The 22,998-nt window shown below is 63.1% G+C and carries 24 protein-coding genes and 1 riboswitch; of the genes, 7 read left to right on the forward strand and 17 right to left on the reverse strand.

The annotated features are described in order from the left end of the window. Positions 1 to 15: 15 nt before the first annotated feature. The 4 genes from BLS27_RS19595 to pvdM form a co-directional block, all read right to left on the reverse strand. Positions 16 to 1,350, reverse strand: coding sequence for a lysine N(6)-hydroxylase/L-ornithine N(5)-oxygenase family protein (locus BLS27_RS19595; protein WP_043211586.1), 1,335 nt, complete (start codon positions 1,348 to 1,350; stop codon positions 16 to 18). Between the two features lie 83 nt (positions 1,351 to 1,433). After that, entirely contained in the window at positions 1,434 to 2,342 is a 909-nt protein-coding gene (pvdO, locus tag BLS27_RS19600) for a dihydropyoverdine dehydrogenase (protein ID WP_043211588.1), read from the reverse strand. Between the two features lie 22 nt (positions 2,343 to 2,364). Next, a complete protein-coding gene (gene pvdN / locus BLS27_RS19605; protein ID WP_090346431.1) occupies positions 2,365 to 3,645 on the reverse strand; it encodes a pyoverdine-tailoring periplasmic protein PvdN in 1,281 nt (426 codons plus the stop codon). A 17-nt stretch (positions 3,646 to 3,662) separates the two neighbouring features. After that, positions 3,663 to 5,006, reverse strand: a complete 1,344-nt coding sequence (gene pvdM, locus BLS27_RS19610; protein ID WP_043211591.1) for a pyoverdine-tailoring dipeptidase-like protein PvdM — start codon at positions 5,004 to 5,006, stop codon at positions 3,663 to 3,665. A gap of 185 nt (positions 5,007 to 5,191) precedes the next feature. Between pvdM and BLS27_RS19615 the strand changes: the two genes are divergently transcribed. Continuing rightward, entirely contained in the window at positions 5,192 to 5,626 is a 435-nt protein-coding gene (locus BLS27_RS19615) for a hypothetical protein (protein ID WP_090346435.1), read from the forward strand. 124 nt (positions 5,627 to 5,750) lie between these two features. On the opposite strand, the gene pbpG is transcribed toward BLS27_RS19615, so the two are convergent. From pbpG to BLS27_RS19630, 3 genes are all read right to left on the reverse strand, one after another. Then, a complete protein-coding gene (gene pbpG, locus BLS27_RS19620) occupies positions 5,751 to 6,677 on the reverse strand; it encodes a D-alanyl-D-alanine endopeptidase (RefSeq protein ID WP_043211593.1) in 927 nt (308 codons plus the stop codon). A gap of 130 nt (positions 6,678 to 6,807) precedes the next feature. Continuing rightward, positions 6,808 to 7,386: an AAA family ATPase gene (locus BLS27_RS19625; protein WP_090346439.1), complete on the reverse strand. Its 579-nt coding sequence runs from the start codon at positions 7,384 to 7,386 to the stop codon at positions 6,808 to 6,810. 159 nt (positions 7,387 to 7,545) lie between these two features. Then, complete coding sequence (locus tag BLS27_RS19630; RefSeq protein WP_090346442.1) at positions 7,546 to 8,211, reverse strand: SOS response-associated peptidase; 666 nt, start codon at positions 8,209 to 8,211, stop codon at positions 7,546 to 7,548. Between the two features lie 254 nt (positions 8,212 to 8,465). On the opposite strand from BLS27_RS19630, the gene BLS27_RS24090 reads away from it, so the two are divergent. Further along, positions 8,466 to 8,801 (forward strand): DUF6713 family protein, encoded by a 336-nt coding sequence (locus tag BLS27_RS24090; RefSeq protein ID WP_090346445.1) that lies wholly within the window; start codon positions 8,466 to 8,468, stop codon positions 8,799 to 8,801. Positions 8,802 to 8,928: 127 nt separating this feature from the next. Here BLS27_RS24090 and BLS27_RS19640 read toward each other — a convergent pair whose 3' ends face one another. Then, entirely contained in the window at positions 8,929 to 9,111 is a 183-nt protein-coding gene (locus BLS27_RS19640) for a hypothetical protein (protein WP_043211600.1), read from the reverse strand. Positions 9,112 to 9,273: 162 nt separating this feature from the next. Between BLS27_RS19640 and BLS27_RS19645 the strand changes: the two genes are divergently transcribed. Beyond that, on the forward strand, positions 9,274 to 10,095 hold the full coding sequence (locus BLS27_RS19645) for a shikimate 5-dehydrogenase (protein ID WP_090346448.1): 822 nt from the start codon (positions 9,274 to 9,276) through the stop codon (positions 10,093 to 10,095). Between the two features lie 107 nt (positions 10,096 to 10,202). Here BLS27_RS19645 and BLS27_RS19650 read toward each other — a convergent pair whose 3' ends face one another. The 3 genes from BLS27_RS19650 to BLS27_RS19660 all read right to left on the reverse strand — a co-directional run bounded on the left by BLS27_RS19650 (position 10,203) and on the right by BLS27_RS19660 (position 11,660). Beyond that, complete coding sequence (locus tag BLS27_RS19650; RefSeq protein WP_070571333.1) at positions 10,203 to 10,451, reverse strand: hypothetical protein; 249 nt, start codon at positions 10,449 to 10,451, stop codon at positions 10,203 to 10,205. Positions 10,452 to 10,551: 100 nt separating this feature from the next. Further along, positions 10,552 to 11,073 (reverse strand): lactoylglutathione lyase, encoded by a 522-nt coding sequence (gene gloA / locus BLS27_RS19655; RefSeq protein ID WP_043211604.1) that lies wholly within the window; start codon positions 11,071 to 11,073, stop codon positions 10,552 to 10,554. Positions 11,074 to 11,297: 224 nt separating this feature from the next. After that, complete coding sequence (locus BLS27_RS19660; protein ID WP_090346451.1) at positions 11,298 to 11,660, reverse strand: histone-like nucleoid-structuring protein, MvaT/MvaU family; 363 nt, start codon at positions 11,658 to 11,660, stop codon at positions 11,298 to 11,300. A gap of 358 nt (positions 11,661 to 12,018) precedes the next feature. On the opposite strand from BLS27_RS19660, the gene BLS27_RS19665 reads away from it, so the two are divergent. Beyond that, positions 12,019 to 13,308 (forward strand): OprD family porin, encoded by a 1,290-nt coding sequence (locus BLS27_RS19665; protein WP_090346455.1) that lies wholly within the window; start codon positions 12,019 to 12,021, stop codon positions 13,306 to 13,308. Positions 13,309 to 13,369: 61 nt separating this feature from the next. Beyond that, on the forward strand, positions 13,370 to 14,119 hold the full coding sequence (gene cobF / locus BLS27_RS19670) for a precorrin-6A synthase (deacetylating) (RefSeq protein WP_090346458.1): 750 nt from the start codon (positions 13,370 to 13,372) through the stop codon (positions 14,117 to 14,119). Between the two features lie 43 nt (positions 14,120 to 14,162). On the opposite strand, the gene BLS27_RS19675 is transcribed toward cobF, so the two are convergent. The 5 genes from BLS27_RS19675 to lpxO form a co-directional block, all read right to left on the reverse strand. Further along, positions 14,163 to 15,383 (reverse strand): glycosyltransferase, encoded by a 1,221-nt coding sequence (locus BLS27_RS19675; protein WP_043211663.1) that lies wholly within the window; start codon positions 15,381 to 15,383, stop codon positions 14,163 to 14,165. 81 nt (positions 15,384 to 15,464) lie between these two features. Then, positions 15,465 to 17,591: a TonB-dependent receptor gene (locus BLS27_RS19680; RefSeq protein WP_090346461.1), complete on the reverse strand. Its 2,127-nt coding sequence runs from the start codon at positions 17,589 to 17,591 to the stop codon at positions 15,465 to 15,467. Positions 17,592 to 17,706: 115 nt separating this feature from the next. Then, positions 17,707 to 17,911, reverse strand: a riboswitch (cobalamin riboswitch). Positions 17,912 to 17,958: 47 nt separating this feature from the next. Next, positions 17,959 to 18,528, reverse strand: coding sequence for a GNAT family N-acetyltransferase (locus BLS27_RS19685; RefSeq protein WP_090346464.1), 570 nt, complete (start codon positions 18,526 to 18,528; stop codon positions 17,959 to 17,961). 76 nt (positions 18,529 to 18,604) lie between these two features. Then, on the reverse strand, positions 18,605 to 18,949 hold the full coding sequence (locus BLS27_RS19690) for a carboxymuconolactone decarboxylase family protein (RefSeq protein ID WP_043211617.1): 345 nt from the start codon (positions 18,947 to 18,949) through the stop codon (positions 18,605 to 18,607). A gap of 107 nt (positions 18,950 to 19,056) precedes the next feature. After that, positions 19,057 to 19,956 (reverse strand): lipid A hydroxylase LpxO, encoded by a 900-nt coding sequence (gene lpxO / locus BLS27_RS19695; protein WP_043211619.1) that lies wholly within the window; start codon positions 19,954 to 19,956, stop codon positions 19,057 to 19,059. Positions 19,957 to 20,126: 170 nt separating this feature from the next. Between lpxO and thpR the strand changes: the two genes are divergently transcribed. Further along, positions 20,127 to 20,672 carry an RNA 2',3'-cyclic phosphodiesterase gene (gene thpR / locus BLS27_RS19700; protein WP_090346466.1) on the forward strand — a complete coding sequence of 182 codons (546 nt, stop codon included), beginning with the start codon at positions 20,127 to 20,129 and terminating at the stop codon, positions 20,670 to 20,672. Between the two features lie 148 nt (positions 20,673 to 20,820). Next, positions 20,821 to 22,020: a sugar transporter gene (locus tag BLS27_RS19705; RefSeq protein WP_090346590.1), complete on the forward strand. Its 1,200-nt coding sequence runs from the start codon at positions 20,821 to 20,823 to the stop codon at positions 22,018 to 22,020. Positions 22,021 to 22,077: 57 nt separating this feature from the next. On the opposite strand, the gene BLS27_RS19710 is transcribed toward BLS27_RS19705, so the two are convergent. After that, a complete protein-coding gene (locus BLS27_RS19710) occupies positions 22,078 to 22,974 on the reverse strand; it encodes a LysR family transcriptional regulator (protein WP_043211624.1) in 897 nt (298 codons plus the stop codon). Positions 22,975 to 22,998 lie beyond the last annotated feature (24 nt).

The following is a 22,998-nucleotide window of genomic DNA, read 5'->3' on the forward strand; positions in this document are numbered from 1 at the left end:
AAAAACGGCCGCGCGTCACGCGCGGCTCAGGGCGACGGCTTCACGCAGCCCGGCACGCTGGCCGGCCAGGGTCTGGTACAGCGACTGACCGATTTCGCTGGCGCGCATCGGCAGCACCGAGAGCAAGGTGTCGGACAGGCCGTGTGAGCTTTCGCAGAACCCTTGCAGGTACACCGCCGCCTGCAGGTCGTCGCTGGCCAGGGCCCGGTAGTCGCGATCGACCACGAAGTCCTTCAGGTGCTGCTGCAGGGGCGCCAGAAGCTCGCGGTGCGAACGGCGTTCGTAGCCGGTGGCAAGGATCACCGCGTCGTAGCGATGGGTCTGCTGCTGGTGTGTGGCCAGGTCCTGCAGGGTCAGCTCGATGCCCTCGGCAGTGGCGGTGGCCGCTTCGACTTGACGGCGGCAGAGCACGGCGTGACGGAACTGGTGGGCGACTTTCTGGCGATAGAGGATGCCGTAGATGCGCTCGAGCAGGTCGATGTCCACCACCGAGTAGTTGGTGTTGTGGTACTCATCGATCAGTTTCTTGCGCTCGGGCTGGCTCTGGTTGAACACCAGGTCGGTGTACTGCGGCGCGAAGATTTCGTTGACGAAGGGGCTGTCGTCGGCGGGTTTGAGCGCCGAGGCGCGTACGATCATGTCGACCTTCACCGATGGGTAGCTGTCGTTCAGGTCGATGAACGCCTCGGCCGCGCTCTGGCCAGAGCCGATGATGGCGATGCGCATCGGCTTGCCGTCGCTGCAAGGCAGGGCCGCCAGGCTCTTGAGGTAGGTGGAGTGGTGGAAGACCCGTGGATCATGCTTGAACGCGGCGAAGGTCGCCGGCACTTTCGGCGTGCCGCCGGTGCCGACCACCACCGAGCGGGCCAGGCGGCGGCGCTCCTGGCCGCCCGCCTCGCGGGAGATCACTTGCAGGTGCTGGATGCGCCCGGCTTCCAGGACCGGCTCGATGCGCACCACTTCCTCACCATAGGCCGCCTGGGTGGCGAAGTGTTCGGCAGCCCAGCGCAGGTAGTCGTTGTACTCCAGGCGGCAGGGGTAGAAGGTGCCCAGGTTGACGAAGTCCACCAGGCGCTGCTTCTGGTGCAGGTAGTTGACGAAGCTGTAGGGGCTGGTGGGGTTGCGCAGGGACACCAAATCCTTGAGGAAGGAGATCTGCAGTTCGCTCTGGGTGGCCAAGGTGTCGCCGTGCCAGCGGTAGTTGCGCTGCTTGTCGATGAACAGGGCATCGAGGGCGTAGCCGTGGGTGTCGGCGAGTTCTTCCAGGGCGATGGCCAAGGCCAGGTTGGAAGGGCCGAAGCCTACGCCAATCAGGTCGTGAAGGGGCTCGGAGGTTGGGTGCTGGCTCATGGTGACGATTCCTCGGGGTCTGTCGGAGGTGGGTGCCTTGAAGGCACCCGGGTCCTGCGCATGTACACCGATAGAACGAGCCGTCAGCCGTGCAATTTAGAACTCTTCTCGTTCTCCAGTTCCCGGACGACGCGAAAGCCGATCCAGTCGCCGCGATCGTCCGGATAGGTCTGGTTGCGGTTGCCCGAGCGGGAGAAGATCGGTGCTTCGCCCCAGTCGTTGCCGCGCAGCTGCACCAGCTCGCAGTTGGGTTCCTTCCAGGCGCTGCCATCGCTGGGCGCGCCGACGTAGCTGTCGTGATAGCAGTCGGCAGTCCATTCGTAGACGTTGCCGTGCATGTCGTACACGCCGAAGGCGTTAGGCGGGTAGCTGCCCACGGGAGCGGTATAGCTGAAGCCGTCCTTGGGGCCGTAGACGTTGGCGTGGCGGGTGATTTCGTAGTCGGCATCCGGGTCCAGAGGGAAGGGGAATGGCCCAGTGCTGCCGGCACGGGCCGCGTATTCGCGTTCTGCCTCGCTGATCATGCGGTAGGTATGGCCAGTCTTTTTCGACAGCCAGGCGACATAGGCCTCGACGTCCTTGTAGCTCATGCACACGGCAGGGTGGCGGTCGGCGGTTTTGGGGTCGAGCTTGTAGCTGGGGACGCTGTTGGTGCAGCGCCGGCCTGGGCGATCGTCACCGTCGGCGATCACCGTACCGGTCTGTTTGAGGTAGGCCTGCCACTCGCCTGCGGTAACGTGGAAGCGGCTGATGGCGAAGGGCTTGTCGAAGGTCACCAGGTGCAACGGGCCCTCGTCAGGCTGACGGCCGACCTCATCGTCCGGGGTGCCCATCTGGAAGCTACCGGCGGGCAGTACCACCATCTGCGGGCAGTCCTTGCAGTCCTGGAACACTTCGCCGGGCTTGTGGTCGTGCGCGCCTCGGGCCGGGCCTGCGAGCAGGCAGCCGAGCAGGCCGAGTAGGGATAGCGGGCGTAGCAGGTTCGTGGGCATCGTGGGTTCCTTGCTGTGGCGGTCATAGCGTGCGCTTGAGCAGCGCGAGGGTACGGTCGAGTTCCTGTTCGTCGTTGAGCAGGCCCGGCGCGGTGCGGATCACCGGGCCTGCGTCGCGGTACACGGCGTCGACCATCACCCGGTGTTCGATCAGGTAGTTGGCGAACCGGTCCTGGTCTTCCTCGGCCTTGACGCGGAAGAAGGTGAACCCGGCCGAATGGGTGCTGCCTTGGGGGGTGACCAGTTGGAGTTGGTCGATTTCCGCCAGGCGCTGTTTGAAGTAGTCGTTGAGCTGGTGGATACGCGCCTGCACATCGGCCTTGCCCAATTGCAGGTGCAGCTCGAAGGCTTTGCCGACTGACCAGCGGTGCTCGAAGCTGTGATAGCCCCCGGGGGTCATGATGGTGGCGAAGTCCTCGTCCTCGGAGAACGTGGCGAAGGTGGGTACCAGATGGTCTTGCAGTTTTTCGCTGGCGGCGCAGATCAGGCCGGTGCCCCGGGGGCCGAACATCCACTTGTGGGTGCCGGCGATGAAGTAGTCGCAGTTGAAGTCGGAAAACTGCGCATCTTCCACGCCGAACCCATGCACGCCATCGACCACGTAGACGATGCGATCCTGCTCGTCGCGGTCGCGATTGTGCCGACGCACCAGCTCGCCGATCTGGCCAATGGGCAGTTTCACGCCGCTGCCCGAATGCACCCAGGTCATGCCCAGGACGCGGGTATTGGGCCTGATGGCGCGGTCGATGGTCTCCAGGATGCGCTCGGTGCTGACGTTCCAGGCCTCGTCGAACAGGCGAAGCTTGCGCACCTGGGTGCCTTGCCGGCGTTGGCGAAGGTCGAAGCTGGTGTTGGCCGAGTAGTGTTCGTGCTCGGTGGTGAGGATCTCCTGGTGCGGCGCCACCCTCAGGCCCGCGTAGATCATCCCCAGGCCTTCAGTGGTGCTGCCGGTCAGGGCAATCTGGCGGGGCTTGACGCCCAGATAGCGTGCGGCCCACTCGCGGACCTCGGCCTCGCGCTTCCACACTGCCTGGCTGTGCCAGTCCATCCACTGCGCCGGGTTGCGGTCGAGTTCGGCGCGGTAGCGGTCGATGCTCTCCTGCACTGGCCGAGGGTGGGTGGTCACCAGGAAATTGGACAGGTGAATCACCTCCGGCGCCTGGGGAAACAATGTGCGCAGCTGGCGCCATTTGTCCTGGCCGGTCAGCGACGCGGGCGCGGCGACGGCCAGGGCGTGGGGCATCATGGGAAGGCTTGCGGCCAGCAGGCCGGCTTGCTTGAGGAAGGTACGGCGATTGCTCATGAGCGGTCAGGCCTTGATCAGCGGTGGGCGACAGGGTGGGCGGATTTCTGGACCTGCTCCCACACGCGCAGGAAGTTGCCGGCCCACAGCTTGGCGATGTCGGTTTCGCTGTAGCCGCGGGTGAGCAGTTCGGCGGTGACATTGCGGATTTCGCTGACGTCCTTCCAGCCCTCCAGGCCGCCGCCGTCATTGAAGTCCGAGCTGATGCCGACATGGTCGATGCCGACCTTCTTGACCGTGTAGTCGATGGCATCGACGTACTGCTTGAGGGTGGCCTTGGGCTCTTCCTCGAGGATGCCGTAGAGCGAACTTGCGTACTCGCCGAAGCGCGCCTCGGGCCAGATGGCGATCACCGCATCGCCTGGCATCAGGGCGTTGGCCAGGCCCTGCAAGGGCGGCAGGTCGAAACGCGTGCGCAGGGCCTGGAGCTTGTCGAGTACTGGCTTGCCCAGCGGTTTGAGGTACTGGCCGAAGCCGACCACCTGGATCACGCCGCCGCTGTCCTTGATCAGTTGCATCTCCTTGTCGGACAGGTTGCGTGGAATATCCACCAGCGCCCGGGGCGCGGAGTGGGAGGCGACGATCGGCGCGCGGGAAAGACGGGCGACATCTTCCAGGGCCAGCGTGGACATCTGCGACACATCGATGATCACGCCCAGATCGTTCAGGCGCTTGACCGCCTGCTCACCCAGCGGCGACAGCCCGCCAAGGGCATCGGCGGTGTCGTTGAAGAACGGCAGCGGTCGCGAGGAGTCGGCCCAGTCGTTGTTGCCGGTGTAGCTGAAGCCGAACATGCGCATGCCACGCGCCGCCCATAGGTCGAGCTGGGACAGGTCGTGGCCGAGCGGGTAGGCATTGAGCATGCTGATGAAGATGGCGAACTTGCCTTCGCCGTTCAGGCGTCGGAAGTCTTCGGGGGTGTAGGCGATGCCCACTTGGTTGGGGAAATCGCGGACCATGCCGGTGATGATCTTGTAGCGCACTTCCTGCTGGTGGCGGGCCTCGTCGACGAAGCCCGGGGTGGGACGGTGCGGGGCGTTGGGCCCGTTCCAGATCTCCGGCCAGCCGAAAATCGTCAGCGCCGCGCCGGAGAGTCGTCCACGGCCGGCCTTGACCAGGTCGAACTGGCCCGGACCGTCCTTGTCGAGCTCGTTGCCTGCTGTACCCAGGTCCAGTGGCACGGTCACATGGCTGTCGAAAGAGAGCATGTGCTCGTGCAGGGCATTGGCCTGCTCGACGATGGGGCGCGGGTAGCCAGGATCCTGGCCGAACCAGTGGAAGTAACCGGCAGCGCCAAGGGCGGCTGCCAAGGCCAGGGGCAGGCCAATGTACAGGGCTTTGCGGGAGCGGGTCGTGGTCATTGCCATCTCGTTGCAGGGCTGATCGGGGCGAGGTGCCGGGCAGGTGTGGGCCAGGGCAGGGCTCGGGTATCAGGTGGACGAATGGCGGGACGGCAAATTTATTGGCGGGCGCTGACGCTCAAGAAGTGCGCCGGGCGGCCGATAGTTACTGCGTCTAAATGGCCCTAATGGGCAGGGAGAAACACATGGTAGGCATCACAGGGATCAACATCGCCAGCCCATCGCTGGCCACGACCACCCAGGCGGGCGAGGCGGACAAGACCGAACAGGGCAAGGCGACGGGCGTGCAGGTCGATCTTTCCGGGCTGCGTGATACCACGCAGGCCAAACAGGCCAAGCAAGCGGAAAGTGCCGAGGACAGCGGTGAGCCGCCGCACATCAAGCAATTGCGGGAGATGATCAAGAAGCTGCAGAAGCAGCTGGCCGAGGAGCAAAAGCAACTGGCTCAGCTGGCGGCCCAGAACATGGACGAAACCAGCAAGCTGGCAGCGATCACCGCCAAGCAGGCGAGCATCGCCACGATCAGCGGTGAAATCCAGGCGGCCACCGCGCAACTGTTGGAAGCCCTGAGCAAAACCGGCGGCAGCAGCGCCGGTGGCATGGTCAGTACCCAGGCTTGATACCGGGGATGCGCATTCGCGGGTAAATCCGCTCCCACAGGTTTTGCGGTGCTCTCACGAACCCCGCCATACCTGTGGGAGCGGATTTACCCGCGAAGCAGGTGCCGCGCAGCATGGTCGCGGATCAGTCGTTGGCCAGGCGCGGACGGCTCTGGCGCTCGGCCTTGTACTGCATCGCCACCGCCGGTGCCGGCTTGGCGCTGCCGGTCTCCAACCACTGGCGCATGCGACTGGCATCGGCGAAGTGGGTGTACTTGCCGAAGGCATCGAGGATCACCATGGCCACTGGGCGATTGTCCATCTTGGTCAGCAGCACCAGGCAGTGGCCGGCCTCGTTGGTGAAGCCGGTCTTGGTCAGCTTGATGTCCCAATTGCTCTTGTTCACCAAATGGTCGGTGTTACGGAAGCCCAGTGTGTAGTTGGGCTTGCGGAACGCCACGGTCTTTTCGCGGGTGGTGGAAAGCTCGCTGAGCATCGGGTACTTGCGCGAAGCCATCAGCAGCTTGGCCAGGTCACGGGCGGTGGAGACGTTCTGGGTCGAAAGGCCGGTGGGCTCGACATAGCGCGTGTGCGCCATGCCCAGGCTGCGCGCCTTGGCATTCATTGCCTTGATGAACGCGCTGTAGCCACCCGGATACGCGTTGGCCAGGCTGTTGGCGGCGCGGTTTTCCGAAGACATCAGGGTGATCAGCAGGGTCTCGCGACGGTTGAGCTGGCTACCGAGCCGCACACGGGAATAGACACCCTTCATCTCCGGGTTGTTGGCAATGGTCATGGTGAGCATCTCATCCATGGGCAGCTTGGCGTCCAGCACCACCATGGCGGTCATCAGCTTGGTGACCGAAGCGATGGGCACTACGCGGTCGGCATGGCTGGAATACAACTCCTGGTTGGTGTTCAGGTCGATCAGCAGGGCGCTGCCGGAGGCCAGGTGCAGCTTGGCGGGGTCGCGTTGTACCTGGGCCGGGGGTTGTGCAGCAGCGGTCGACGGAAGGGTCGCGGTTCCTGTGAGCAACAGCAGCAGGCTGAGGATGGACAGGGAAGTTTTCACGTTGAGGCTCACTAAAAGTTGGTATGTCGTTGGCTGTGCAAGGGTTTCCCCCAAAAAACCGATGCATTCTGGAGTATGGCCGAACGGCTGTCGAATGCCTTATATCCAAAGGGCGCAAGGTGAAGGAAATTTAATCCTGTACCCGTTCAGCGACATAGCCAGTACCGCTGGGCTCAGCGATGCCCAACGTGGTCAATACGAAGTCGGCACGCTCAGCCACGCTGATCTTTGGTAGCAGCGATACCGCATAGCCTAGCGCTGGATAAGTCTTCTGGAGCTGCTCGAACTCACATCGAGCGGCAGCCATGTCATGGCGGCGCTCTGCGTCCTGCACATAAATCTCTGCCCATGGCGGTGCCAGGAAAACATGAGGGTTATAGGGATGCTGCTGGCTGAGCTTTTCCAGTATGAGATCGCCGGTCAGGGTCTGAAGCGCAGCCGCCGCGTCGATCAGGCCACGGTCGAAGAACACCCATTGCGAACTACCACATGGCGCATTGGCATAGTCCTCCAGCGCTACGTCGATGGCCCGACGCAAGAAGGCTTCCATATCGAGCCAAGGCAATGCCTTCCCGCCTGCGCGTTCCTCTGCCTGCACGACACGCCGCCCGGGCTCTTCTACCACTGCATAGCCGCGCCGCTTAAGCTCGGACAAGAGAGTTGATTTACCTGCGCCTGAGCAGCCGGAAATAACGACGAAGTGATTCATATGTACTCGGTCCGAAAGCCTTCCTTTCAACTGAGCTACGCAGTTTTGCATAAGCGATACTAGATTGCGCTCATCAACAAGCAGGGCACGCCTGAAACGTATGGCCCTGGGGATATTCGGCGAGGTCGTTCCGGGCGGCCGAGGGAAGCGCGACAGCCATCACTGAATCGGCTTGATCAGCTCCGGGCCCTGGTTTCTGACGTTGCCCACGGCCGCGCTCACCCGGAACCACTCGAATTCTTCAGCGGGTTCGCCCAGGTTCAAGGCCATTTGCTCGGCATGCTCTGGTTGGAATGCAGGGTCTACCCAGGCTCTGGCTGGCCCTGGGGCCAGAACCACCGGTCGCCGATCATGCACATCGACCATGCCGCCTTGGGCGTCGGCGGTGATGATCACAAAGCCGTCGTGCTCACTGCCGGTGAACTGGCCGATGCTGGCACATAGGGCGGGTCGCCCGTCCCGACGCCGGATGTAGTAGGGCTGCTTCTTCGGCCCGCCTTCATCGACCCACTCATACCACCCGTCCACCGGCGTGATCGCCCGATGCGGCCAGATTGCCCGGAAGAATGGCCCGTGGGCGACCTTCTCGATTCTGGCGTTGATCGGCGGCGCTCGATCGGTCGCCCAGTGCGGCCGCCATCCCCACCTCACCAGATCCGCCCGCAGGCCTGCGTCATCCATTCGCAGCACGGCTACCTGCGTGGTGGGCGCCACGTTGTAGCACTCCATGGCTTGGTCGCTAATGGTGTCGCGCCAAACCCCAGGCATGCTCAGCGTATCGACGAAGTCGTGTATGCCACGGTACTGGCTGAGCCTTCCGCACATCTGACTTCCCTCCCGGTTAGCCAATAAGCATAGTCTTCTGCTCAACCTGCCCGATCTCTCGCCTCACTGTCTTTGAGGCCCTTTCGCGGGTCAAGGTTTTAGCCGTCCTGGTCAGGCCTATGCTTTACGGGCACCGCAGTGGGTGAATTAGCGTTTCGTCGTCGCAGCTCCTATCATCGCCAACGCTTTACGCAGGGATGATCCTCACTGGCTTGAAGGGATTGCTTAAATGGTAAAGAAGCTATTTTGTCACGATGCTTGCGCTCATCCTTCATCAGATAGATGCCGCGTACTGGCAGGAATGGGAGATGTTTTTCCTGCCTGGCGGGGTGCAGGGCTTTTTGCTGTTCAATAGCTTGGCAATCCCCGTATTGCTGGTTGGCTATCGAAATGTTTTGCTGGGTACGGCCAACGCCATGGTCTTCGCTAAAGTGTGTGCCGGCCTGGGCCTGCTTACGGTCATTATCCATACCGGTTTCGGCTTGGCTGGCTTTCATCAGTTTCACCTGCCTGCTTCGATCTGCATTCTCATTCTGTGTTTGGCCAGCGCTCTATGGCTGATGGCCAGAATACGATCCGCATTGCAATGAAGGCCGGGGCTTGCCTCTCTGACGTTCTCGCGGCAAACCCCACACAGGATGTGGCTCCAACAGGCAAAAAAAAGCCCGCCAAGGAGGCGGGCAATAGGGGCTTGGGAGCAACGCACAACAAATTCGGTCAGGCCAGCAGGCTTGCGGCCTGCAAACGCTCGGCAAGGGCCTGGGCGGTGGCTCGGGAGGTCAGTGGACCGCTGACGGTCTCGCCATTGCGGATCAGGTACCAGCAGGCCAGCAATCCTTGTTCACGCAAGGTGGCCGGGACGGCGCTGCCGATGACGGACATGATCTGGATAGTGGCCATTTGAGAACCTCCTGTGTGACATGGGGCTACCTTATCGGGCATCCGGCGCGGCTTGAAATCAACTTCCTCAATAGTGCTAATCAGTTATATCAACGTTAACTCGGGTGCGAAGCAGTCCCTCTGTTACGCTACGTAAACGATTCAGCCTAGGAGAGCGGGGCAATGACGATTCCACCGAGCAGAGACACCGTGTTGTGCATTTCCCTGGCCGGGCGCCCCGGCACGTTCGGGGTACGCTTTCACAACCACCTCTACCGGCAGTTGGGGCTGGACTACTACTACAAGGCCATGACCACTCAGGATCTGCCCGCCGCGGTTGCAGGGATCCGCGCCCTGGGCATTCGTGGTTGCGGTGTGTCGATGCCTTACAAGGAAGCGTGCATGGCCTTGGTCGATGAAATCGATCCTTCGGCGGCGGCCATCGAGTCGGTCAATACCCTGGTCAACGAAGGCGGGTATTTGAAGGCTTACAACACCGATTACCTGGCGGTGCGTCAATTGCTCCAAAGCCATCAGATCGACCCCAGCACTGCGTTCGCCCTTCGCGGCAGCGGTGGCATGGCCAAGGCGGTGGCCAGTGCCTTGCGCGATGCCGGATTCGCCGAAGGCATCATCGTGGCGCGCAACGAGCAGGCCGGGCGGCAACTGGCGGATGTGTGCGGTTATCGCTGGCTGCCGCAGCTGGGCGACCTGTGCCCGCCAATGCTGGTGAACGTGACGCCAATCGGCATGGCCGGTGGGCCCGAGGCAGAGGAATTGGCATTTAGCCCGGATGCCATCGCAGCAGCGCAGCAAGTGTTCGATGTGGTCGCGATGCCGGCGCGCACGCCGTTGATCCGCCATGCCGAGGCGCTGGGCAAGCCCGTGATTACTGGGTTGGAGGTGATCGCGTTGCAGGCGCTGGAGCAGTTCGTGCTGTATACCGGCGTACGTCCGACGGACGCGCAGGTGGCGGCGGCGGTGGAGTATGCGCGGCAGGCTTAGGGCCGTGCAGACGTTGTGGGAGCGGATTTTGCCCGCGAAAGCGGTAGTGGATCAGTCGACGTTTGGCGAGTAAACCCGCTCCCATGGGTGCAGCAGTCTTCGAACCGTCAGAACACCTGGCGGTCACCGTCGAGCTGTTGATCGACCAGCCAGCGGCCATGGGCCAGCGCGGCGTGCTGGGCGTTCTCCAGGTCGGACAGGAAGGCCATCTTCATCGGCAGCGACAGGCGGCGGCTGGTGTGTCCTTGGGGATCGGTGATCAGGCAGCCGGCAGCGAACGGCAGCGGCGACCCAGGATGGGTCATGACGCTCGCGGTGATGGTGTGGTCGCGGTATTCACAGTGAAGGGTTTGCATCGTCCTTTACCTCGCTGTGGCTTGGAAACGGTTTATTCCATATACCACAGCGAGGGGCCGGGAGTTCCCGGCCCGACGAGCGTGCCCTGGCGGGCGAGGCTTAGAACGTGGTCGGCTGGATCACTTCGACCCAGTAACCGTCCGGGTCCTTGATGAAGGCCAGGTGCTTCATGCGGCCGTCCGACAGGCGCTTCTGGAAGGGCACTTCCAGGGCTTCGAAACGCTCGCAGGCGGCGCGTACATCCGGCACCGAGATGCAGATGTGGCCAAAACCGCGCGGGTCGGTGTTGCCATCGTGATAGGCGAACTCGGGGTCGTTCTCGGTGCCGTGGTTGTGGGTCAGCTCCAGAATGCCGGGGATCGACTTCATCCACTGGTGACGCTCGGCGTCATCGGCCGGGATCTGTGCCGGATCGACCAGTGCCAAGAAGTACAGGCTGAAGGCCGCTTCAGGGAAGTCGCGCTTGTCCACCAGGCTGAAGCCCAGCACGCGGGTGTAGAAGTCCAGCGACTTTTCGATGTCCTTGACCCGCAGCATGGTGTGGTTGAAGACGAAGTTGGCGGTGGCGGCATCCGGTGTGGCGGTGACGCCTGGCAGGGCGTGCAGATCGTGCAGGCTCATGGGTACTCCAGAAGAGAGGCCGGGACACAAGGCCCCAGCGGGAAAGACAGGTGAGCCATGATACGGCAGTGAGGCGTGAGCGCAAACGAAAGCGCCCTGCACGAGTGCAGGGCGCTGGAATTAGAGGCCCGCATGTGCGGGCGCGTGATGGGGTCGCTAGTCCTTTAGCTGGTTCGATACTGCGCGTGTCGATGTGAAAAAAGTGTGAAGTGGGTGTTGATGTTTCATGGGCGTACCCAACTTTCCACTGTCTTGGCGCCGTACTGTTCTTTCCAGGCCTTCAACCCGCGGTGGTTGCCACCTTTGGTCTCGATCAGCTCGCCGGTGTGCGGGTTCTCGTACACCTTCACCACACGGGGGCGGCGCTGCTGCTTGGGCGCCGTGGTCGGTGCCTTGGCCACTGCCTTCGGGTCGAGGATGGCGACGATGTCGCGCAGGCTCTTGTCATAGCTTTTCATCAGGCCGACTAGTTTCTGCTCGAATTCGATTTCGCGTTTTAGGCCGGCGTCCTTTTTCATCGCCTCCAGTTGCGCCATTTGTTCCTGGAGAGCTTTTTCGGCAGCACGAAACTCTGCAAGTCTGGACACTGTCATCACTCCTGTAAGTGTCGTGGCAGGGCGTGACGAACATACAAGAAGCAATAAACGCCGGCCACGGGGATGGGTACAGCTGTTCGCTGATATCGATTGTAGTCGTCGACCTCTACTGGGTAAACCGCAAACTTTTTATAAGTAATCGCGGAACTTTGTTAGTTTTTCGCGCCTTATTCGCAGCGCGTTGCAAATTGCTCTTCAGCGGTGCTTAGACTATCGTCCAATGGCGCATGCTAGAGGGGTTGCACGATCATTCAAGATGATGGCCGTCGTGTTTGTCGGCTGTTCCGTAGTGCCGGGGGCAATGCTGCCCCGGATCGTTTTTCGCCTTCTTCCTGGATGTTCCTTTCGCATGTTTCCCCCGTTTTCCTCAGCCCCCGGGCGCCGTTTTACCGGCCTGTTGTTCCTGTGTGTCGGTGCCCATGCCCAGGCCGCCGGTTTTCTTGAAGACAGCAGCGCCAAGGTCGAAGCGCGCACTGTCTACTTCAACCGGGATTTCCGTGATGGCCACAGCAGTTCAAGTCAAGGCGCATCCAAACGCGAAGAAGCGGCCCAGGGTTTCATTCTGAATGTGCAGTCCGGTTATACCCAGGGGCCGGTGGGGTTTGGTGTGGATGCACTGGGAATGGTCGGCTTCAAGCTCGATTCCAGCCCGGCCGATAGCAACAGTGGCCTGCTGCCCTCGTCGGGCCATGACCCGCGCGGTTCGGCCGATCAGTACGCCAAGCTTGGCCTGGCTGGCAAGGTCAAGGTGTCCGACACCGTGCTGCGCTACGGATCGATGATGCCGGATATGCCGCTGCTCAAGTACAACGATGGCCGTCTGCTGCCAACGATGTTCCATGGCGCGATGCTTACCTCCGAAGAAGTGCGTGACCTGAAGTTCACTTTGGCTCGCCTGAACCAGTACACCGCTCGGGACTCCACCGATCGCCAGGACATCCGCGTTCACTGCAAGAACAAGCGCTATGCCTGCAACATCGAGGCCGACCACTTCGACCTGGCCGGCCTTGACTACCGTTTCAATGACCGCCTCAGTGGCCAGTACCAGGTGTCGCGCCTGGAGAACATCTATCGCCAACAATTCCTGGGCCTGGTGGCCAGCCAGCCTCTGGCGGTGGGCAGCCTGTCGGCCGACCTACGCCTGATCAAGAGCGACGATATCGGCAACGCCCGCGCGGGTGAAATCGACCACCGTGCCTTCAGCGGGATGCTCGGTTACAGCCTGGGTGGGCACAAGATCAGCGCCGGCTGGCAGCGCATGTATGGCCAGAGCGCCATGCCGTATCTGGATGGCAGCAACCCTTACTTGGTCAACTACGCCCAGGTCAATGACTTTGCCGCCGCTCAAGAGCGCTCCTGGCAACTGCGTTATGACTACGACTTCAAGGCCCTTGGCGTACCGGGCCTGACATTCTTCACCCGCTACATCAACGGCGACCATATCAAGGTTCCCGGCAGCAGCGCCGAAGGCAAAGAGTGGGAGCGCGATACCGAGCTCAAGTACCAAGTGCAGAGCGGCACCTTCAAGGACGTGAGCGTGCGCCTGCGTAACTCCACCTACCGCAGCAACTATGAAAAATGGGCGCGGGACATGGACGAGACGCGGGTGATCGTGAGCTACAACTTCTCGATTCTCTAGCGTTTTGCCAAATGCCGCCGGCCGCTCGACAATGGCGGCTGGTTGGCAGGAGGACAGGGCGATGAAACGCGTGCTGCTGATTGGCATCGGTCCGGGCGACCCACGCCAGATCACCTATGAAGCGGTGGATGCGCTGCGGCGCGCCACGGTGTTCTTCGTCCTCGACAAAGGCGACGACAAGGATGAACTGGTGCAGTTGCGCAGAAACATCCTGGCGCGCTACGTGCCACAAGGCGGTTATCGCTTGGTGCAATTGAGCGACCCGCGGCGCGATGGCCAGGCGCAGGATTACCTCGGCGCGGTGCAGGACTGGCATCGCCAGCGCGCGGCCTTGTATGGCCAGTGGCTGCAGGACGAGCTGGGCCCTGACGATGTCGGCGCCTTCCTGCTCTGGGGCGAGCCGGGGTTGTACGACAGCACGTTGCGTGTGCTCGACCTTGTTCGCCAACAGGGCATGGCCTTGATGCTGGAGGTCATCCCCGGCATCAGCAGCGTGCAGGCCCTGGCCGCGCGCCATCAGATTCCCCTCAATCGTATCGGCGAGCCTCTGACTGTGCTGCCTGGGCGGCGCCTGGCCGAGCAGACACGGATCGACAACGTGGTGGTGATGCTCGATGGGCAGTGCGCCTTCGCCGGGTTGGACGATCCGCAATTGACCATCTATTGGGGCGCCTACCTGGGGACCGATGATGAGGTGCTGGTCGCTGGGCCGCTGCAAGAGGTCAAGGCACAGATTCTCGAGTTGAGGGTGCGATTGCGGCGACGCAAGGGATGGATCATGGACACCTACTTGCTGCGGCGCGAATGCTGACGTGGGACAGATCGGCAATCGGGGCCGCTTTGCGTCCCCGGTTTCAACGCCGACGCAACATGGCCCCAGTGAAGTTGTATAGACGCTGTTCATCCAGATGCGCCAGGCTGTGCTCGATCCGCTCGGTCAGGGCCAAGGCGTGGCGGTTGCGGTCGTAGCGGGTCTTGAGCAAGGGGGCGCAGGCCGCCTGGGCTTGTTGCCACGCCGCTTGGTCGCTGTAGAGCCGCACGCAGGCTTTCGCCAGTGCCTCGGCGGTCCCGGCGACGGCGCCGGGCCAGGGCAGGGCGCCGTGCATGGCCTCGGCGCCGATGGGCGTGGTGACGCTGGGGGTACCACAGAGCATGGCGTCGGCAAGCTTGCCCTTGATCCCGGCGCCAAAGCGCAGCGGCGCAAAACACAGGCGCGCGTTGCTCATCACCTGCAAGGCATCCTCGGCCCAGCCGAGCAGGTGGAAACCTTCGTCTGGGTTGTGCAACGCCTGGGCCTTGGGCGAGGCGTAGGCGCCGTAGATGTGCAACTGGGCTCCGGGCAAGTGGCGGCGGATCATCGGCCAGAGGTTGTGCTTCATCCACAGCACCGCGTCCCAGTTGGGTGCATGGCGGAAGTTGCCGATGGTCACGATGTGCTCGCGCTCGGCGAAGGGGCGCAACGTCTGGGCCGCAGGGTCGAGCATCAGCGGACACCAGTGCAACAGGTAGTCCGGCACACCAAAGCCATTGACCAGCAGGTCCGTTTCCACGTCCGAGATGATCAGCGACAGGTCGCAGCGGTAGATCGCGGCCAGCTCACGCTGGGCCAGCGCGCTCGGCGCCATTTGGCGGAACAGCTCGGGGCCGCTGGTGTTGAACAGGCCGCGGAAGTCGTTGGGGTCCAAGCCTTCGATCAGTCGCCGGCGCAGCAATTGGTGGCGGGCCTCGCGCAGGCTTTGCAGGTCTGAGGTTTCCAGCACGCGCAGGGCGTTGGGGCAGTGCCGGGCAACGATGGCGCCGAATTGCTCTTCCATTTCGAATCGGTCGAACAGCACCAGGTCGGGCGCCTGTTCGGTGAGGAGGTGGGCAATGCTTGCGTGGTCGCCGGCGAGGGCCAGCTCGGTGATGCCCAGGGCGCGGAGGTCGGCCTTGTGCTCGGCAGGCTCGGTGGTGCTGGCAAAGGTGATGCGCCAGTTGCGGGCGAGAAAACTCTCGAGGATCTGCATCATGTGACCGCCGACGGCGGAAGAGCGCGGTTCGGGCCAGGCTTGGCCGATGACCAGGACGTGGAGCATGGAGGAGGGCCTTGGGCTGGAAAAGGCGCTATTTAATCATGTCCGGGGGCAGGGGGCCGCAGCGCAGCCCCATGCCAGCCTTCAGAACGTGTAATCCAGCGTCGCAAAATACGAACGCGGTGCCCCCAGCAGCCACTGGTCGCTGGTATAGACGTAGGACGCCGCGTACTCACGGTCGAACAGGTTGTTCACTTGCAAGCCCAGGCGCACATCCGGCAACACCTGCCAGCCCAGATTGGCATCGACCACCGTATAGCCAGGTACGCTGTTCTCATTGGCCGCGCTGTCGTAGCGCTGGTCCACGTAACGCACACCCAGGCCGGCATCGACCTGTTGGCCAAACCCCTTGCTCAGCCACAGGTTGGCCGTGCGACTTGGCACGTTGCCCGGTCTGTTGCCAGCGCGATCCACCACGCCGCTTCCGGTGTTCTCGAGATAGTCATCGAACTTGGCGCGCACCACTGCAGCATTGGCCGAGACCTGCCACTGGTTGGCCAAGGCCAGTTCCACCGTCGCCTCCAGGCCATCGGAGGTCTGTTGGCCCGCTTGCTGTACGCCGTGATTCACGGGGTCGGCAACCAGCAGTTTCTTCTTGACGATGTGGTAGGCCGCCAGCGTCCACTCGCCACGGCCCTCCCAGAACCGTTGCTTGAGGCCCAGCTCGGTCTGCTTGGCTTCGGTCAGGTCGTAGCGTTGCTCCGGGCGCAGGGTCAACAAATCGCCTACGCCATCCTCGCTGGTCGAGTATTGCCCGTACAGCGACAAGTCGTCGTTGACGGCGAACACCAGCCCGGCGCGCCAGTTTCCGCCTGGCAGGCTGCGCCCGCTGCGGGTGTCGTTGACCAGATCGTTACGCTCGATGTGATTCTGGTCACGGCGGATACCAGTCACCAACGACAGGCGCTCGGTCAGCTCGGTGCGGTTCTCGGCGAACAGGGCAAAGGTGTGAGTGGTGGACAATGTCTGTGGGCGTGTCGGCGACAGGCTATGGAACCTGCCAGGGACGGGATGCCAAGGGTCGAGCGGGTCTGTGATGCCATCGTCGTAGGGCGCGTTGCTGTCGACGTTGAAGCGGATCTTGTTGTATTCGGCGCCGACCAGCGTCGTGCTGGCCAGGCCAAACAGATCATGGTCAAAGGTCAAGCTCTGGCGGTCGCCGATCTGCTCTTGGTTGTGCTTGATCTCAAGGAAACTGCCGCGCTCCAGCCGGTCTTGATCACCCTTCCAGGCGTAGGTTTCGGCATTGCGCCAATGCCGGCGGCTTTTGATGTAGTACAGCTGGTTGCTGGCCGACACGCTGTCGCTGAGGGTCCAGTCGGTGTTCAGCCGGGTCCATTCGTCGTGGTAGCGCTGGACGTCGTTTTGGATGTTGTAGTTCTTCTTGCGCAGACTGCTGCGGTAATGCCCGTCGATCAGCGGCGTGCCGTAGTAGTTGGCAGGTTCTGCATCGCCGCGCTCGTGGGCCAGGGTGAAGCTCAGGTCATCGGTGGCGTCGAAACGCAGCGCGGCGCTCAAGGCCAGGCTGCGCGAGTCGGTACGGTCGACCCAGCCGTTGCCGGCCTGCTGGTTGACCGTCATCCGGTAGCTCAGACGCTCGCTCAGGCTGCCGCCGCTGTCCAGGCCGAGCTGTTGACGGTCCCAGGATCCGTAGCCCAAGCGCAGCCGGTTGTGGACGTCGCCGGCGAAAGGTTTTTTCGGAATCACGTTCACCACCGCCCCGGTGGCGCCTTCGCCATACAGGACCGAGGCTGGCCCGCGGAGGATGTCGATGCGCTCGACCATCCACGGATCGACCGGGAAGGTCAGCGTACCGGCGCCGCTGTACAGGCGCGAGCCGTCGAACAGGGTCATCACCGAGCTATGGCCTTCGAAGCCCCGGGCCGAGAGGCCGGTGCCGCCATCGCCGGGGCTGCCGGTGAAGCTGATGCCTGGCGAGCGGGTCACGGCGTCCTGGACGGTGAGGTTGTTGCGCCGCTCGATCTGTTCGGCGCTGAGGGTGCTGGTGCTGGCCGGGGTTTGCAGGGCGCTCAGGTTCAGGCGCGATCCGGCATCGGTCGGGGTGGCCAGATCGATGGCCGGCGTGTCGTGGGTGTCGGTGATGGTCGTCGAAGGCAGGGCCAGCACGGGATTGTGCTGTTCATCGGCCACTGCCGGAAGGGCAACGGCCAGGCAGGCCGCCAAGGTATGAAGCGTGTAGGTACGGGACATGTCGTTCCACTGCTGCAGGAATGAATGGATCCCGGTGGAAACAACGCAAAGACAAGCGAACGCGCACGCAAGGGGCGTGCGCGAAGACCGGCCTGCGCCCGCCCACCGCGGGTTTGCCAATGTGAAGTTCCAGGCCGGTCTCCGGGCTTGCGAGGGTCATGAAGCCTTCACCTTCCCATGCAGGCGCACAGTGGTCTGTCGAAGGATTCGCTCGCTTACCGTTGCGGGGGCAGCGCCGGACTTGTCGTAGGGACGACGCACCGGCTTCCCGTTTCACCCTGCGCGCGGCGGCGCAGGACACCTGAAACTGGCACGCATCTGACCATCGATCGGGTGGGCAGTCAATGCGCGGGGGAAAGGCGAGGGCTCAGCGCCCGCGTCGGCGCGAGACCCGCGCCTCGATATTCTTGCGCCCGATCAGCAGCGCGGGCTTTTCCACCACCGGCTCGTCCGCCAGCCATTTGTACATCACCAGGCAATCCACCAACCCCAGTTGGGCATGGCGGTACGCCTTGGGCAGCCTGCCGACGGTCTCGAAGCCGAGCTTGTGCCACAGCGCCACCGCCACTTCGTTGGTAGCCACCACCGAGTTGAACTGCAGCGCCAGGAAACCTTCCTGGCGGGCCAGCTTCTGTGAGTGTTCGCACATCAATCGGGCCACGCCACGGCCACGAGCGGCCTCGCTGACCATGTAGCCGCAGTTGCCCACATGGCTGCCAGGGCCGGCGGCGTTGGCCTTGAGGTAGTAGGACCCCAGCAACTCGCCGTCCTGCTCGGCCACCAGGGTGCGCAGGGGCAGATCCAGCCACAGCTGGCGGGCCTGCTCGAAGGTCAGTGCGGGGTCGAAGGCGTAGGTCTGGCGGGCCTGGACGATGGCCTGGAAGGTCGGCCAGAAACGGTCGAAGTCTTCCGGGGTCATGGGGCGGATCTGGATCATGGCGGCTCCTGCGGGCTGGACCGCCAAGTCTGGGTGGCTTGGCGCCGCCGCGCAAGGGCGACGACGCCGGTCGGGTTCAACTGCCGGCTTTGCCCACGGCGTCCATGGCGCGGGCCGAATAGACCAGCGCGGCGCCGGCGTTCATCGCCACGGCCACGCCGAGTGCCTCGGCGATCTCTTCACGGGTGGCGCCTTGCTTGACCGCCTGTTGGGAGTGCACGGCGATGCAGCCGTCGCAACGGGTGGTCACGGCGACGGCGAGGGAGATCAGCTCGCGGGTCTTGGCATCGAGGTGGTTGGTCTTGGCACCGGCGCCGCTGGCGGTCATGTAGCCGGCCACGGTGTCCGGAGACAACTGCTTGAGATCGCCGATGCCGGCCATCAACTGCTTACGGTAGGCGTCCCAGTCCATCATGCTCATCGTCTTCACCTTGGGAAGGTTGCGGAGTGGAGCTTTCAGGCTAGTCGAAGTTTTCGGCAAGGGACGGGCTTGTGTCGCGATGGGCCGCGAAGCGGCCCATTGGCATTTCAGATGTAGATGAAGAACAGCACCAAGGCTGCGACCACCGCCCACTTTTCCAGGTAGTAGCGGGTGCGGTTGCGCTTTTTCAGCGCTTTGCCGCGCTCGCGGATCTTGTAGATACGGGTGAACAGGCGGTTGATGCCGCCGGTCTTGTCATTGGCGTCGTTGGGCGCGGCGGCGGCGGCCATGACGTTGCGGCTGAACCAGCGGTTGAAGGCGGTCGCCCAGCGGTACTTGAGCGGGCGCTCGACGTCGCAGAACAGAATGATGCGATTGTGCTCGGTGGTGTTGGCGGCGTAGTGGATGTAAGTCTCGTCGAACACCACCGCTTCGCCGTCGCGCCAAGCGTACTTTTCGCCATCCACATCGATGTAACAGCCGTCGTCGTTCGGCGTGTCCAGGCCCAGGTGGTAGCGATAGGAGCCGGCATACGGATCGCGGTGACGCACGAGCTTGGCGCCTGGCGGCAGGGTGGCGAACATGGCGGCCTTGACCGTGCCGATACCCTGCAGCAGCTCGGTGGTGCGGGGGCACAGCTTCATCGCAGAAGGATGGCTCTCGCCGTACCACTTCAGGTAGAAGCGCTTCCAGCCGGTCTTGAAGAACGAGTTGAAACCGACATCGTCATAGTTGTCGGATTTCTTGATCTCGCCTACGTGCAGTAACTGCTGGGCTTCTTCGCGGATTTCCTGCCAGTGGTCCTTGAGCGGTTGCAGCTCAGGGAAGGCCTCCACCGGCAAGTAGGGCTTGGCCGGGTGTTTGGAGAACAGGTACAGGAAGGCGTTGACCGGCGCCAGGAAACTGGAGTGATCGCCCAGCTGGCGGGTCAACTTGTGGCGAACCCGACCGCGCAGGTGGACATAGGCGATCGAGAGGACGAATAGAAGTACTAATGCAATTTTCATGGACGGCTGCTTGTCAAGATGGCCATGCTTCGTGGCTTGAGCCCGCCAGCATAAACAATCATGCGTCGGCTTTATAGAATTAATCTCACATTGCCAGGCAGACATTCGTACGATAAGCCCCGTTCGTGCCGTGTGCCCCGGCCTAGACCTTTTCCAGGAGGGAATGACCAATGGCATTCGTCGAACGCGACAAGGGCCAGCCCTTCAAGCGCCTGTTCTTCGCTCTGACGGTCAGCGATGCCCAGCGCCGCGCCATTGTCCAATGGCGGCGCGCGCTGGCGCTGCGCAGTGGCAAGCCGGTGCCGGCGCAGAACTTTCACCTGACATTGTTGTTTCTAGGCGATGTGGATGTCGCCCAGGTGCCCGCCCTGTGCGCCGCCGTGGATCAGCTCAAGCGTCCAGAGGCGCCGATACGTCTGGTGCTGGATCGTCTACAAGTGTGGCATCGCGCCAGTGTCTTGGTCCTTGAGCCCCAGCAGACGCCTCCGGCCTTGGGTCAGTTGGTCTACGCCCTGCGACAGGCAGCCTTGCCGTTGGGCGTCGCCGAGCAGACCCGCGAGTACCGGCCACACCTGACGCTGTCCCGCGATTTTCGCGCCCAGGTGCCGGAGTCTCCCACGGCGCCGGAGTTTTTCCTTGCCGCGCGCTCGTTCGTGCTCTACGAGTCGCGCAAGGGCGCCTATTGGCCACTGGCCGAGTGGCCTTTGGAAGGCTGAGGCCAGCACAGGCTTCATGGTTGTGAGACAGGGGCTTGACGCGTACCATGCCGAGCATTCCTTTCAATAACAAACCGCACGGCACTGGCCAGCATCGGCACGTGGCGTGTGGCTTTTCGTCTTGCCTGCGGAGATCAACAACCCATCCATGAACGGACCTACTCCAAGCGTCTTGCCCACCAACGCGCAAAGCGGCAGCTGGCTCAGTGTCATCGCCCTAGCGCTGGCGGCCTTCATCTTCAATACCACCGAGTTCGTACCGGTGGCGCTGCTCAGCGACATTGGCCACAGCTTCGACATGAGCACCGCCCAGGTCGGTCTGATGCTCACCATCTATGCCTGGGTAGTGGCGCTGGCCTCGTTGCCCATGATGCTGATCACCCGCAACATCGAGCGTCGGCGCCTGCTGTTGTTCGTCTTTCTGGTGTTCATCGTCAGCCACCTGTTGTCGTGGCTGTCCCAGAGCTTCGCCATGCTGCTGGTCAGCCGTATCGGCATTGCCCTGTCCCATGCGGTGTTCTGGGCCATCACCGCGTCGCTGGCGGTGCGCGTGGCCCCCCCAGGCCAGCAGGCCAAGGCCCTGGGCCTGTTGGCCACCGGTACCACCTTGGCCATGGTCATGGGCATTCCGCTGGGACGCGTGGTGGGCGAGGCTTTGGGCTGGCGGGTGACCTTCCTCAGCATTGCCGGTGTGGCACTGGCCACCTTGCTGTGCCTGGTGAAGTCGCTGCCGCTGCTGCCGAGCCAGAACTCCGGTTCCCTGCGCAGCCTGCCGATCCTGTTCAAACGCCCGGCACTGGTGATCACCTACCTGCTGGTGACGTTGGTGATCACCGCGCAGTTCACCGCCTACAGCTACATCGAGCCGTTTGCCTTGCACGTGGCGCAGATCGGCGGCGAGCGCACGACGCTGTTGCTGCTGCTGTTCGGCGGGGCCGGGGTGTTCGGGTCGCTGTTGTTCAGCCGCTACAGCGACCGCTTCCCCCATGGGTTCCTGGTGGCGGCCATCGCATCCCTGGCCGCGTGCCTGCTGCTGTTGCTGCCGCTGTCGGGCAATTTCTATGTGTTCGCGGCCTTGAGCATGGTCTGGGGCGTGGCGATCCTGAGCTTCAGCCTGTCGTTGCAATCGAAGACTCTGAAGCTGGCGTCGGACGCCACCGATGTGGCCATGGCGCTGTTCTCGGGGATCTACAACATCGGCATCGGCGGTGGTGCCCTGCTGGGGAGTATCGTCAGCAGCCAACTGGATGTGGCGTACATCGGCGTGGTCGGTGGCAGCGTTGCGGTGGTGGGGCTGGTGCTGGCGGCGGCGAGTACGGCGCGGTTTCGCCAGGCGTTAGGCAAGTAGACGCAGGCGCTCTTGAATCCGGCGGCGAAGCAGACGGTGCTGAGCAGGCTGATCGCATCAAGTGTCGTCGGGCTGCAACGCCGCGAAGCGCTCGCGTAGCCACAGATGCAACTGCGAAACCGCAGGCGACAATTGCTTGCGGTGGGGGCACACCAGAGTCACGGGTGTGGGCTCGCCGGGGTGCTCGGGCATCAGGATTTCCAGCTCGCCCGCCGCCACGTTGGCACTCACATCCAGCCAGGACTTGTAGACGATCCCTTCGCCTTCCAGGGCCCAGCGCCGCACCACGTCGGCATCGTCGCTGAACAGTGGGCCGCGTACCTGTACGGTGCGGCTGCCCAAGCGCCATTTGTCGTAGACCCGCCCCAGTTGCAAGTAGAGCAGGCAGGCATGCTGCTGGAGCTCTTCGGGCGTGCGCGGACGGCCGTGGCGGGCCAGGTAGTCAGGGGAGGCCACCAGTACCCGACGGTTCCAGGGCGCCAGGGGCAGGGCAATGTAGTTGGCCTCGGCGTTCAGGCCGTAGCGAATAGCCACATCCACCGGATCGCGGGAAAAGTCGGCGACCTGGTCGGAAAGAAAGAACCGCAGGCTCAGTTCTGGGTGTTCGCGGCGAAACGCACTGAGCCAGGGCAGCAGGATGTTGCGCCCAAGGTCCGAAGGCGCCGACACCTGCAGCACGCCACGCAGGCTGCTGTGTGCGCCGTGCAGGTTGTCGCGCCCTTGGCGCAGGGTGTCCAGCACGCTCTGGGCGGTGGGCAGGTACAGCTCGCCCTCGGCGGTCAGGCGCAGGCTGCGGGTGGTTCGGGCGAACAGGCGCACATCCAGCTCGCGCTCCAGGCGCTTGATCGCTGCCGCCACTTGTCCCGGCAGCAGACCCGCTTCATGGGCGGCGGCGGTGAAGCTGCCCAAGGCGCTGCTACGCACGAACAGTTCGAGATCGGTAAGACGCAGCATTTTCACTCCAGCGATGAAAGTGTT

Source organism: Pseudomonas guariconensis (genome assembly GCF_900102675.1).
Lineage (GTDB): Bacteria > Pseudomonadota > Gammaproteobacteria > Pseudomonadales > Pseudomonadaceae > Aquipseudomonas > Aquipseudomonas guariconensis.